Source organism: Microbacterium sp. ZKA21, assembly GCF_050434165.1.
GTDB lineage: Bacteria > Actinomycetota > Actinomycetes > Actinomycetales > Microbacteriaceae > Microbacterium.
On the sequence record NZ_JBNPVV010000008.1, the window covers coordinates 100,707 to 113,591 of the forward strand.

Annotated in this window: 12 protein-coding genes; 10 read left to right on the forward strand and 2 right to left on the reverse strand. The window is 68.8% G+C overall.

Annotated features, from left to right (window positions below):
* Nucleotides 1-22: 22 nt before the first annotated feature.
* The 4 genes from M2317_RS15725 (at nt 23) to M2317_RS15740 (ending at nt 5,566) form a co-directional block, all read left to right on the forward strand.
* Nucleotides 23-955, forward strand: a complete 933-nt coding sequence (locus M2317_RS15725) for a 2-hydroxyacid dehydrogenase (RefSeq protein ID WP_429461743.1) — start codon at nt 23-25, stop codon at nt 953-955.
* A 140-nt stretch (nt 956-1,095) separates the two neighbouring features.
* A complete protein-coding gene (locus tag M2317_RS15730) occupies nt 1,096-2,757 on the forward strand; it encodes a glycoside hydrolase family 13 protein (RefSeq protein ID WP_429461745.1) in 1,662 nt (553 codons plus the stop codon).
* A 114-nt stretch (nt 2,758-2,871) separates the two neighbouring features.
* Nucleotides 2,872-3,888 (forward strand): LacI family DNA-binding transcriptional regulator, encoded by a 1,017-nt coding sequence (locus M2317_RS15735; RefSeq protein ID WP_429461747.1) that lies wholly within the window; start codon nt 2,872-2,874, stop codon nt 3,886-3,888.
* Between the two features lie 217 nt (nt 3,889-4,105).
* Nucleotides 4,106-5,566, forward strand: coding sequence for an alanine/glycine:cation symporter family protein (locus tag M2317_RS15740; RefSeq protein WP_429461749.1), 1,461 nt, complete (start codon nt 4,106-4,108; stop codon nt 5,564-5,566).
* Between the two features lie 9 nt (nt 5,567-5,575).
* On the opposite strand, the gene M2317_RS15745 is transcribed toward M2317_RS15740, so the two are convergent.
* Nucleotides 5,576-5,917 carry an ArsR/SmtB family transcription factor gene (locus M2317_RS15745; RefSeq protein ID WP_429461751.1) on the reverse strand — a complete coding sequence of 114 codons (342 nt, stop codon included), beginning with the start codon at nt 5,915-5,917 and terminating at the stop codon, nt 5,576-5,578.
* Nucleotides 5,918-6,001: 84 nt separating this feature from the next.
* Here M2317_RS15745 and M2317_RS15750 point away from each other — a divergent pair, with 84 nt between their 5' ends.
* On the forward strand, nt 6,002-7,303 hold the full coding sequence (locus tag M2317_RS15750) for an NAD(P)-binding domain-containing protein (RefSeq protein WP_429461752.1): 1,302 nt from the start codon (nt 6,002-6,004) through the stop codon (nt 7,301-7,303).
* Nucleotides 7,304-7,316: 13 nt separating this feature from the next.
* Here M2317_RS15750 and M2317_RS15755 read toward each other — a convergent pair whose 3' ends face one another.
* On the reverse strand, nt 7,317-7,718 hold the full coding sequence (locus tag M2317_RS15755) for a low molecular weight phosphatase family protein (RefSeq protein WP_429461754.1): 402 nt from the start codon (nt 7,716-7,718) through the stop codon (nt 7,317-7,319).
* Nucleotides 7,719-7,837: 119 nt separating this feature from the next.
* Between M2317_RS15755 and trxB the strand changes: the two genes are divergently transcribed.
* From trxB to M2317_RS15780, 5 genes are all read left to right on the forward strand, one after another.
* Entirely contained in the window at nt 7,838-8,821 is a 984-nt protein-coding gene (gene trxB, locus M2317_RS15760; RefSeq protein WP_429461755.1) for a thioredoxin-disulfide reductase, read from the forward strand.
* Complete coding sequence (arsB, locus tag M2317_RS15765; protein WP_429461757.1) at nt 8,818-9,909, forward strand: ACR3 family arsenite efflux transporter; 1,092 nt, start codon at nt 8,818-8,820, stop codon at nt 9,907-9,909. The genes trxB and arsB overlap by 4 nt, the downstream gene beginning before the upstream one ends.
* Nucleotides 9,906-10,892, forward strand: coding sequence for a metalloregulator ArsR/SmtB family transcription factor (locus tag M2317_RS15770; protein WP_429461758.1), 987 nt, complete (start codon nt 9,906-9,908; stop codon nt 10,890-10,892). The genes arsB and M2317_RS15770 overlap by 4 nt, the downstream gene beginning before the upstream one ends.
* 26 nt (nt 10,893-10,918) lie before the next feature.
* Nucleotides 10,919-11,326: an arsenate reductase ArsC gene (locus M2317_RS15775; RefSeq protein WP_429461760.1), complete on the forward strand. Its 408-nt coding sequence runs from the start codon at nt 10,919-10,921 to the stop codon at nt 11,324-11,326.
* A 170-nt stretch (nt 11,327-11,496) separates the two neighbouring features.
* Nucleotides 11,497-12,876: a TrkH family potassium uptake protein gene (locus M2317_RS15780; RefSeq protein WP_429461761.1), complete on the forward strand. Its 1,380-nt coding sequence runs from the start codon at nt 11,497-11,499 to the stop codon at nt 12,874-12,876.
* Nucleotides 12,877-12,885: the final 9 nt, after the last annotated feature.

Below are 12,885 nucleotides of genomic sequence, written 5' to 3' on the forward strand. Positions count from 1 at the left end.
GCCCCGAGGATAGGCTCGACATGTGAGTCTCGTCGTCACCGTCCCCACTGCCCGTCTCGCCGATGACATCGCCCCGATCCCCGCCGGGGTCGAGGTTCTGGTGTGGGACATGCAGGGCCCCGCGCCGCGCGAGCACCTCGACATCGTCGTGCCGCCGTACATGAACACCGGCGAGGCGCTCGGTGCGCTCGCGGGTGTGGACGTCGACCTCGTCCAGGGGCAGATGATCGGCTACGAAAGCGTCATCGACAAGATCCCGGCGGGTGCGCGCTTCGCGAACGCCGCGACCGTGCACGAGACGGCGACCGGCGAGCAGGCCCTCGCCCTCGCTCTCGCCGCGCAGCGGCGCATCCCCGAGTTCGTGCGCTCGCAGGACCGCGGCGCGTGGGAACGCCTGTGGTCCCCCGGCCTCGCCGACCGCCGGGTGCTGCTGATCGGTTTCGGAGGCGTCGGCCAGGCCGTCGCCGCTCGGCTGGCCGGCTTCGAGGTCGACCTCACCGTGGTCGCGCGCAGCGCGCGCACGGTCGAGCACGACAGCCTCGGCACCGTCGACGTGCACGCGATCGAGGAGCTGCCCGCCCTGCTGCCCGACGCCGAGATCGTGATCCTCGGCCTCCCCTACACGCCGGAGACCCGCCACGTCATCGACGATGCAGCCCTCTCGGCGCTTCCCGACGGGGCGCTCATCGTCAATGTGGGCCGCGGTGGCCTCGTCGACACCGACGCGCTGGTGGATCACGCGCGCCGCGGACGCATCCGCGCCGCGATCGACGTCGTCGACCCCGAGCCGCTGCCCGACGGCCACCCGCTGTGGAGCCTGGACGGCATCCTGATCGCCCCGCACGTCGGCGGATCGTCCGACGCCATGCATCCGCGCATCGCCCGCGTCGTCCGGACTCAGATCGAGCGGATGCGGGCGGGCGAGCCGCCGATCAATCTGGTGCGCGGCGCCTGACCTGCTTCCGCCCGGGGTTTTGCTACAGTTCTCTGAATTCGCGCCTGTTATCAGCTGTCGCATTCTCAGAGAAGTGGCGCAGAACCCCGCAGATGCACAGACGCTCGCAAAACTGTAAGCGCTTGCAGTAGGCTCTTCGCATGACTCAGCTTGAACAGTCCGCCGCACCCGGTGCCGAGTGGTGGCGCAGCGCCGTGATCTACCAGATCTACCCGCGGTCCTTCGCGGACGCATCGGGAGACGGCATCGGCGACCTCCCCGGCATCACGAGCCGCCTCGAGTCGCTCAAGGAACTCGGCATCGACGCCATCTGGCTGAGCCCGTTCATGACGTCGCCGCAGAAGGATGCCGGTTACGACGTCGCCGACTACCGCGACGTCGACCCGATCTTCGGCACGCTCGCCGACTTCGACACGATGCTCGCCGAGGCGCACGCGCGCGGCATCCGCGTCATCGTCGACCTCGTGCCGAACCACTCGTCCGATCAGCACGTCTGGTTCCAGCAGGCGCTGAAGGCCGCGCCCGGCAGCCCGGAGCGCGCACGCTACGTCTTCCGCGACGGCCGCGGCGAGAACGGCGAGCTGCCCCCGAACAACTGGGAGAGCGTCTTCGGCGGCGGTATGTGGGAGCGCATCATCGAGGCGGACGGCACGCCCGGTCAGTGGTACCTGCACATCTTCGACCCCTCTCAGCCGGACTTCGACTGGACCAACGAAGAGGTCAAGGAGGAGTTCCGCTCCATCCTGCGCTTCTGGCTGGACCGCGGCGTCGATGGCTTCCGCGTGGATGTCGCGCACGGCATGGCCAAGGAAGCCGGTCTGCCGGACTACGCGCCGGTCGCCGATGCCGACTCGATGGGCGGCGGCGAGGAGAACGTGCCGTATTGGGGCCAGGACGAGGTCCACGACATCTACCGCGACTGGCACCAGGTCATGGCGGAGTACGACGGCGACCGCGCCCTGTGCGGCGAGGCCTGGCTGCCGACCCTGAAGAAGACGGCCCTCTGGGTGCGCCCCGACGAGATGCACCAGACCTTCAACTTCCCGTATCTGATGACCCCGTGGGATGCGAAGCAGCTCGGCGCCGTCATCCGCGAGTCCCTGGACGAGTTCGGCAAGGTCGGCGCCCCCAGCACCTGGGTGCTCTCCAACCACGATGTCGTCCGTCACGTCACCCGGCTCGCGTTCACCGACGACAACCCGCAGGGCGAGGGCATCGGCCCGCTGACGCCGAACAAGCCGGACACCGCTATCGGCCTGGCCCGCGGACGCGCGGCGACGACCGTCATGCTGTCGCTGCCCGGCTCGTCGTACCTCTACCAGGGCGAAGAGCTGGGGCTCCCCGAGGCGATGGAGATCCCCGACGAGTTCCGCCAGGACCCCACCTGGTTCCGCACCGAGGGCAAGCGCTACGGCCGGGACGGATGCCGCGTGCCGCTGCCCTGGGAAGCCGACGCCCCCGCGTTCGGCTTCAACGACACCGGTGCCTCGTGGCTGCCGCAGCCCGACGAGTGGGCGCGATACGCCCGCTCCACCGAGGAGAACGACCCGACGTCGACGCTCGCGCTGTACAAGCAGCTGCTGCGTCTGCGTCGCGAGTACGCTCTCGGCTCCGGCTCGCTCGTCTGGGAGGATCTCGGAGCGGATGCCGTGGCCTTCCGCCGTGGCGACCTGCACGTCGCGGTCAACCTCGGCGCGGAGCCGATCGAGCTGCCGGCCGGGGCGACGTTCGTGGTGCGCAGCCAGCCGTTCGAGGGCACGACGCTCCCGGTCGACACCGCTGCCTGGTACACCCTGTCCTGACCGCCTGCGCCAGAACCGCACCGCGAGACTTCGCCTGCGGGGTGAGACGTACTCGCACGACGTACGTCTCACCCCGCAGGGCAAGTCTCGCGACACAGAACGAGAGAATGCACGATGACGAGCATCGACGAGGTCGCCAAGCTGGCCGGAGTCTCCACCGCGACCGTTTCGCGAGCGCTGAGCGGACGCGGGCATGTCTCGGCGGCATCCCGTGAGCGCGTGCTTTCGGCCGCCAACAAGCTCGGCTACGTCGTGTCCTCGCGCGCGTCGTCGCTGGCGTCCGGACGCACCCGCAATGTCGGTGTGGTCGTGCCGTTCCTCGATCGCTGGTTCTTCAGCACCGTGCTGTCCGGCGTCTCCAGCGCCCTCATGCGGCACGGCTACGACATCACGCTGTACAACATCACCGCCGACCGGGACGTGCGACGCGAAGTGTTCGCGACGGCGCTGCGCCGCCAGCGCGTCGATGCGATCATCGCGGTCTCGATCGAACTGGACGACGACGAGACGAGCCAGCTGCTGAGCCTGGGCCTGCCCGTGATCGCGATCGGTGGACCGAACCCGCGATTGGACACCCTCACGGTCGATGACGTCGCCGTCGCGGAACTCGCGACCCGGCACCTGCTCGGCCTCGGTCACACGGACATCGCGCACATCGGCGCGAATCCCGAATTCGACCTCGACTTCCATATCCCGACCCAGCGCCGGCAGGGATTCGAGAAGGCGCTGGCGGATGCCGGCATCCCCGCGAACCCCGCCTTCCTGGAGCCCGCCGACTTCACGGTCGAGGGTGGCTACCGGGCCGCCAAGCAACTGCTCGGGCGCCCTGGCCCGCGCCCCACGGCGGTCTTCGCGGCATCCGACGAGATGGCGATCGGGGCGATTCTGGCCGCGCGCGACCTGGGCTTCCGCGTCCCGGAGGACCTCTCCATCGTCGGCATCGACGGACACGAACTCGGCGAGTTCTTCCGTCTGACGACCGTCGACCAGTTCCCGATCGGTCAGGGCGAGCTCGCCGCCGCCGCCGTGCTCTCCGGGCTGGAGGATGCCGCGTCGGCGGCACCCCATGGCGAACTGCCCTACGAGCTGATCGTGCGGGGAACGACCTCGCGACTGCTGCCCGCCGGCTGACGCCCGGCGATCGCCGCGGCGACCACAGTCGTGTCGACCGGAGCCGCGGCCGCGGGCCGGATCCCGGACGGCTCACGGCGTGTCCGGCGTGCCCTGCCGACGGCACGCCGTGCGCGGCACGGACCGTACGGGATCCGGCACGGCACCGTCGGGGGATGATGCGCGGTTCCGGCACGCCCTCTGGTCAGGAGCGCATCCCGACCGCCATACTGACCGGATGGACGCGCTCAACGATTTCGTACTCGATGCCGGCGACAAGCTCTGGACCTGGCTCGTGCTGCCGGTGCTCGTGATCCTCGGCCTGTACTTCACGCTGCGGTCCGGCGTCGTGCAGTTCCGGATGATCCCGGAGATGTTCCGCACCCTCACCGACAAGACCCCTCGGGACGCCGACGGCGAGCCGCAGTCGGTCTCGGCGTTCCAGGCCTTCACGATCTCCGCGGCATCGCGTGTCGGCGTCGGCAACATCGCGGGTGTCGGCACCGCCATCGCGATCGGAGGCCCCGGGGCGATCTTCTGGATGTGGACCATGGCGTTCGTCGGCGGCGCCTCGAGCTTCATCGAATCCACGCTCGGCCAGGCATACAAGGTGCGCGACAAGGACGGCTTCCGCGGAGGCCCGGCGTACTACATGCAGCACGGGCTCAAGGCTCGATGGATGGGCATCCTGTTCGCCGTCATCCTCATCGTCTGCTTCCCCTTCGCGTTCAGCTCGCTGCAGGCCAACACGATCAGCGCCACGGTGTCGTCGAGTTTCGGCGGCGAGGTCGCATGGATCCCGTGGGTCGTCGGCATCGCCCTCGCCGTGCTGACCGCGCTCGTCGTCTTCGGCGGCGTGCGCCGCATCGCGAGCGTCACTCAGGCCGTCGTCCCGGCCATGGCGCTGCTGTACCTGCTCGTGGGCCTCGTGATCGTCGGCATGAACATCGAACGCCTCCCCGAGGTGTTCGCCTCGATCTACACGCAGGCCTTCGGCTTCAACGAGATCGTCGGCGCGACACTGGGCACGATCATCATGACCGGCGTCAAGCGCGGCATGTTCTCGAACGAGGCGGGTCTCGGTTCGGCGCCGAACGCCGGTGCCACGGCCGCTGTCACGCATCCGGTCAAGCAGGGGCTCGTGCAGACGCTCGGCGTCTACTTCGACACGTTCCTGGTGTGCTCGATCACGGCGTTCATCATCCTGGTGGCCACGCCGGATCTCGCGAACGCGAACCGTGGCATCGAGCTCACGCAGAACGCCATCGTCAGCAACCTCGGTTCCTGGTCCAACGTGCTGTTGAGCATCATCATCTTCCTGCTGGCGTTCAGCTCGATCCTCGGCAACTACTACTACGGCGAGTCGAACATCGAGTTCATCACCACGAGCCACACCGCACTGACGACCTATCGCACGCTCGTGGTCGTGGTCATCTTCGTCGGCTCGATCGCCTCGGCCGACCTGATCTGGAACACGGCAGACGGGATCATGGGTCTCATGGCGCTCGTGAACCTCGTCGCGATCGCCCTCCTGTCCGGCGTCGCGTTCAAGCTGTTGAAGGACTACTCGCAGCAGCGCAAGGCCGGCCTCAATCCGGTCTTCACCCGGGCGAGGATGCCGGAGGTCACCGGCATCCAGTGCTGGGAGGACGAGCTGTCGGTGACCGGCCCGATCGATCTCCCCGCGAAGAGGCGCTGACGATGCGGTTCAGCCGGCGCGCAATGCGCCGGCTGCGGCATCCAGCGCCGGCTGCACCAGCCGGAAGTAGGCCCAGCGGCCGCGCTGCTCCCGGGTGACGAGGCCCGCGTCCGCCAGCAGCTTCATGTGGTGCGAGACCGTTCCCTGCGAGAGGCCGACAGGCTCGATCAGGTCGCAGATGCAGGCCTCACCACCGTCGCTCGCGGCGATCAGCGACAGCAGGCGCACGCGCGTGGGGTCGCCCAACGCCTTGAAGACGCGCGCGACCTCCGCAGCCTCGTCGGCGGTCAGTGCATCGGCGACGCGCGGCATGCAGCAGGTTTCGGCCTCGATCGTCACGGGAAGCGTCATGCGATCACTATGCCACGTATTGACATTCTTCGATAGGTGCGCGACAGTCGTCATATCGAAGTTTTTCAATCCGAGGAGTTGCTGATGACCGAGCTGCCCGTCGCGATCATCGGAGCAGGCCCGCAGGGCCTGGCCGCCGCCGCGCACCTGATCGAACGCGGCATCCCCGTCGCGGTCCTCGAGCGCGGGAGCACCGCGGCGGCGGCGGTCTCCGAGTGGGGTCACGTCCGACTGTTCTCGGCCTGGCCCGAGCTGACGGATGCCGCGGCACGGCGCCTCCTCGAGCCGACCGGCTGGAGCGCTCCGGCCTCTGGGTACCCGACCGGTGCGCAGTGGGTGAGCGAGTATCTCGCCCCGCTCGCGGATGCTCTCGGCGATCGCATCACCTACGGCGCGACCGTGACCGGCATCTCGCGCCAGGGTCGCGACAAGGTCGTCGACGGCGGCCGCCGGAGCCAGCCGTTCGTGTTGCACATCTGTGACACCGAGGGCAGCGAGAGCCGACTGAGCGCCCGCGCCGTGATCGACGCGAGCGGCACGTGGAGCCTCCCGAATCCCGCTGGCGCAGATGGTTTCCCCGCACTCGGCGAGGCCGCGGCATCCGATCGGATCTTCTACCGCATCCCCGACGACGTGTCCGAGCTCGCCGGTTCGCACGTGGTCGTCGTCGGCGCCGGGCACTCCGCGGCCCACGCCGTGCTCCGGCTGGGCGAACTGGCCAGGCGGTCGCCGGAAACGCGAGTCACGTGGCTGTTGCGTCGCGGCAGCGCGACGAACGTCTTCGGCGGCGGGGCCGCCGATGACCTTCCGGAGCGTGCGGCACTCGGATCCCGCGCCCGCAAGATGATCGACGAGGGTTTGGTGAACCTGGTGACGGGATTCCGCGTCGCGGAGTTCCGCGCGGTCGGCGACGGCCTGACGATCGTCGCCGAGGACGGGCGGGACGTCGCAGAGGTGTCGCAGGTGTTCGCGCTCACCGGATTCCGCCCCGACACGCAGATGCTGCGGGAACTGCGCATCGATCTCGACCCCGCACTGGAGGCCGTCGCCGGAATCGCCTCCGAGATCGATCCCAACATCCACTCCTGCGGATCCGTCTCGGCGACCGGCGCACGCGAGCTCGCGCAGCCCGAGCAGGGCTTCTTCATCACCGGGGTGAAGTCCTACGGACGCGCGCCGACCTTCCTCGCGTTGACGGGATACGAGCAGGTGCGCAGCATCGCGGCGCACCTCTCAGGCGACCACGAGGCGGCCGCCCGCAACGAACTCGTCCTGCCGGACACCGGGGTCTGCGGCGGATCGGGCGGCTTCGACGAGAACGGCGGCAGCTGCTGCGCAGCACCGACCGTGCTGCAGATCGGCGCGCGACCGGTCGCCGTCGGCTGACGCGGCGGAGCCGTCAGCCGGCGAGGCGGGCCGCGAGTCCTCGGACCTGATCCGCGACCGCGTCGCGGAGTTCGCGCACGCCGTCCGCCTCCCAGTTCGATGGGTCGGGGAACGACCACTCGACGAGTTCTCCGGCGACCGGTCCCGGCAGAGCGAGTCCTGGCTTCATCAGCACGACGACATCCGCGTCCTGCAGGTCGTCTGCGGTGACCGCGCGAGGCTGAGCTGCCGAGGTGTCGATGCCGAGCTCCTGCAGCGATGCGGCGACAGCGGGATTGATCTCGTCCGCAGGGCTCACCCCGGCACTGGTCGCGACGAGACGGTCGTCGCCGACGTGCGAGAGGAGATGGACGCCGAGCTGCGAGCGCCCTGCGTTGTGGGTGCAGATGAACAGCACGGTCTTGGGATGGGACATGACGGCTCTTTCGGTTTCGGCTCAGCGGGTCTTGCTCATCCTCGCGACCGGAGGTGGCCGATCGGTGAACTCTTCCGACGAGGGTTGCCGATTGATTCGATAGATGTCAATATAGACACATGTCGATTCAAGAGGTTGAACTGGTCATCATCGGTTCCGGCCCCGCCGGTTACACCGCCGCCGTCTACGCCGCCCGCGCCGGCCTGGCGCCCGTCGTGCTCGCCGGATCTGTGACCGCCGGCGGTGCACTGATGACGACGACGGAGGTGGAGAACTTCCCCGGCTTCGTCGACGGCATCCAGGGTCCGGAGCTCATGGAGTCGATGCGCGCGCAGGCCGAGCGCTTCGGCGCCCGCATCCTCCTCGACGATGCGACGCTGGTCGATCTCGACGGACCGATCAAGACCATCGAGACCGGCTCGGGAGAGACGTTCCGCGCTCGCGCCGTCATCCTGACGATGGGATCGGCCTACCGCAAGCTCGGCGTCGCCGACGAGGAGCGCCTCAGCGGCCACGGGGTGTCCTGGTGCGCCACCTGCGACGGCTTCTTCTTCCGCGAGCAGGAGATCGTGGTGGTCGGCGGCGGCGACTCGGCGATGGAGGAGGCGCTGTTCCTCACCCGCTTCGCCGCCAAGGTCTCGATCGTGCACCGCCGCGACGAGTTCCGCGCCTCCAGGATCATGGCGCAGCGCGTGCTCGATCACCCGAAGATCGAGGTCGCCTGGAACAGCGAGATCTCGCGCCTCAACGGCGCCGAGAAGCTCGAGTCGGTCACGCTGCGCGACACCGTGAACGGCGGCGAGCGCGAACTGGCCGTCACTGGTGCATTCGTCGCGATCGGCCACGACCCGCGTTCCGAGCTCGTCACGGGACTCGTCGACACCGACCAGGACGGCTACGTCCTCGTCGACCACCCGTCGACCCGCACCAGCCTCCCCGGCGTCTTCGCGGCCGGCGACCTCGTCGACCACACCTACCGCCAGGCCATCACCGCCGCCGGCACCGGCTGCGCCGCCGCCCAGGATGCCCAGCACTACCTGGCCGCTCTCGAGAACCCGGCTCCGGCACTGTCCGAGGCCGAGGCCGAGGAGGTCTTCGCATGACCACCGCGACGACCACCACCCCCGCGACCAGGAAGCTGTCGCCGCTCGACCGGTGGCTGCCGTTCTGGATCGGCCTCGCGATGGTCGGCGGGCTCCTGCTGGCGCGCTTCGTCCCCGGTCTCTCCGCTCTCCTGGCCGCTCTCGAGGTCGGCGGCATCTCAATCCCGATCGCCATCGGGCTGCTCGTGATGATGTATCCGGTGCTCGCGAAGGTCCGCTACGACAAGGTGGCCGCCGTCACTGGTGACAAGAGGCTCCTGATCTCCTCGCTGGTGCTGAACTGGCTCGTCGGGCCCGCGCTGATGTTCACGCTCGCGTGGACGTTCCTGCCAGACCTGCCCGAGTACCGCACCGGGCTCATCATCGTCGGACTCGCGCGCTGCATCGCCATGGTCGTCATCTGGAACGACCTCGCGTGCGGCGACAGGGAGGCCGCGGCGGTGCTCGTCGCGATCAACTCCGTCTTCCAGGTGATCGCTTTCTCGTTGCTCGGCTGGTTCTACCTCACGGTCCTTCCCGGCTGGCTGGGCCTGGATACCCAGGGGCTCGAGATCTCGGTCTGGCAGATCGCCCTCAATGTGCTGATCTTCCTCGGCATCCCCCTGGTCGCAGGTTTCGCCTCACGCTACCTCGGCGAGCGCCGCAGGGGTCGCGAATGGTACGAGGAGACCTTCCTCCCCCGCGTCGGACCGTGGGCGCTGTACGGCCTGCTGTTCACGATCGTGCTGCTGTTCGCACTGCAGGGCGACCAGATCGCACAGCACCCGTGGGATGTCGCCCGCATCGCCATGCCGCTGTTGGCCTACTTCGCGATCATGTGGTTCGCCGGGCTGCTGACCGGCAAGGCGCTCGGTCTCGGATACGCACGATCCACGACACTGGCGTTCACCGCCGCGGGCAACAACTTCGAGCTCGCGATCGCCGTCGCGATCGGAACGTTCGGCGCGACGTCGGGTGAAGCGCTGGCCGGCGTCGTCGGCCCCCTCATCGAGGTGCCCGTGCTCGTCGGGCTCGTCTACGTCTCGCTCTGGACGGCGAGGCGCTGGTTCCACACCGATCCGTACACCGCAGAGAGGATGCCGAGATGAACGTCGCGCTGACCGTCGAGGACACCTGCAGCCCCGTCGCCACACACGCCATCGGTGCGGATGCCGCGGCATCCGTCGCCGCGACGCTGAAGGCCCTCTCGGACCCGCTGCGGCTGCGGATGCTGTCGGCCATCGCCTCCGATCCGCGCGGCGAATCGTGCGTGTGCGATCTCGCCGAACTCGCCGATGTGTCGCAGCCGACCGTGTCGCATCACCTCAAGGTGCTCAAGGACGTCGATGTGCTGACGTCGGAGCGCCGGGGGACCTGGGTCTGGTACAAGATCAACCCGAACCGTCGTGGTGCGGTCACCGCCCTTCTGGACTCGTTCGCGCCCGCGACGGTGGCGCCCTGGGGCGATGCCCCGGAGGATTCCGGCCGTCCCGATTTCGACGCGCGGATCACGCATCTCGCGGACGAGCTCGCCGCCGAGGTCCCGGACCTCGATCCGAACGTCGTCCTCACCATCGTCCGCGAGTCGTACACGTCGCTCGCCCGCACCGCCCGAGTGCACTCCGCACTCGTCCCGTTGACCGAGCGCTTCGCTCGTCAACGTCTGGCCGACCTCACCCGCGACCGCGACGCATCGGTGCCGCAGGTGCTGTTCGTCTGCGTCGCCAACGCCGGGCGGTCGCAGCTCGCCGCTGCGCTGGTGAACCAGATGGCGGGCGGAAAGGTGGTCGCGCGTTCCGCAGGGTCCAGCCCTGCGGACGTCATCCACCCGCACGTGCGCTCGATCCTCGCGGAGATCGAGGGTGAGCTCGCGGCCGAGCGCTTCCCCAAGCCGCTCACCGACGATGCCGTCCGCGCAGCGGACGTCGTCATCACCATGGGATGCGGCGACGTCTGCCCGATCATCCCCGGCGTCCGCTACGACGACTGGGCCGTCGGAGATCCGGCGCTCGCCTCCGACGAAGGCGTCGCCGCCATCCGCGACGACATCGCGGACCGCGTGCGCATCCTCGTCGACGACCTCACGGACTGACCCATCCCCTTCGATCAGGAGAAATGATGACCGAAACCACCACCAAGCCCAGCGTCCTCTTCGTGTGCGTGCACAACGCCGGACGCTCCCAGATGGCCGCCGGGTTCCTGCGCAACATCGCCGGCGACCGCGTCGAGGTGCGCTCGGCCGGATCCATGCCTGCCGACCAGATCAACCCGATCGCGGTCGAGGCGATGGCCGAGCTCGGCATCGACATCACCGCCGAGCAGCCCAAGATCCTCACGACCGAGGCCGTCCAGGCGTCGGACGTCGTGATCACGATGGGATGCGGCGACGCGTGCCCGTTCTTCCCTGGGAAGCGCTACGAGGACTGGACGCTCGACGACCCGGCCGGTCAGGGCATCGAGTCGGTGCGCCCGATCCGCGACGAGATCCGCGCCCGCATCGAGGCACTGGTCAGCGAACTCGTCTGACCGTTCCGCGAACGAACGACATCGCATCGAGTGAACGACCTGCGCACGTCCGCAGGTCGTTCACTCGAACGCAGATCGTGCATCCAGCGCAGACATCGCGTGCGGATTCCGTGCGGATCCGCACGCATGGATCCCGTTAGGACGCTGATCCGCGCCGTGAGGATCGCGTAGTGTCCCCTCTTGTGGTTCACACCGGCATCCCGCAGCGCCCGTCACGGCCGAAGCGTCGGCATCTCGCCCCCGCCCAGGCGATCGCAACCGGGTTCGGCGCGGCGATCGCGGTCGGCACGCTGCTGCTGATGCTCCCGGTCTCGTCGGCGCGAGCGACGGGCACCGGCTTCGTGGACGCGCTGTTCACCTCGACGTCGGCCGTCTGCGTGACCGGCCTGATCACGGTCGACACCGCCACGCACTGGAGCGGGTTCGGAAAGATCGTGATCCTGCTGCTCATCCAGCTCGGCGGCCTGGGCATCATGCTGTTCGCCTCGCTGATCGGCCTGGCTCTCGCGCGCAAGCTGTCGGTGCGCTCGCGCGTGATCGCCGGGACGGAGACCAAGACGACCAGCAGCGGCGACGTGAAGCGCGTCGCCACCGGCATCCTGCTGACGACCCTCACGATCGAGGCCGTCGTCGCCGTCCTGCTGTTCGTCCGCTTCCTCACCGCCTACGACTACGCCCCTGGCAAGGCTGCATGGCACGCGGTCTTCCATTCGGTGTCGTCGTTCAACAACGCCGGATTCGCGCTGTACACGGACAGCCTCATGAGCTTCGTGTCCGACCCGTGGATCTGCCTGCCCATCTGCGCGGCGATCATCCTCGGCGGCCTCGGCTTCCCGGTGCTGCGCCAGCTCCGCCGAGAGTTCCGCCGGCCGCTGCACTGGACCATGAACACCCGCATCGTGCTGTGGGCCACCGTCACGCTGCTCGTCCTCGGCACGGCCTACGTCCTCATCATGGAATGGGACAACCCCGCGACCCTCGGCGGGCTCGACCCGGCATCCCGGATCCTGGCCGGATTCTTCCACGCCGTCCAGGCCCGGACCGCGGGCTTCAACTCGGTGGACATCGCCCAGATGCACGACGAGACGTGGCTCGGCACCGACGTGCTGATGTTCATCGGCGGCGGTCCGGCCGGCACGGCCGGCGGCATCAAGGTCACCACCTTCGCCGTGCTGTTCTTCATCATGCTCACCGAGCTGCGCGGCGGCACGGCGGTGAACGTGTTCGGCAAGCGACTGTCGCGCGCCGTCCACCGTGAGGCGATCACGGTCGTCCTCGTGGCGATCGGCGCCATCATGGCGGGGGTCATCGCGATCCTCGCGATCACCGATCTCGATCTCGATCAGGTGCTGTTCGAGGTCATCTCCGCCTTCGGCACCGTCGGGATGTCCACGGGCATCACCGCCGATCTCCCCGCCGCCGGACAGCTCATCCTCGTCGCACTCATGTTCCTCGGCCGGATCGGCCCGCTGACGCTCGGCTCCGCCCTCGCCCTGCGCGAGCGGGCGACCGCCTACGAACTCCCCAAGGAACGTCCCGCGATCGGCTGACGCCGGCGC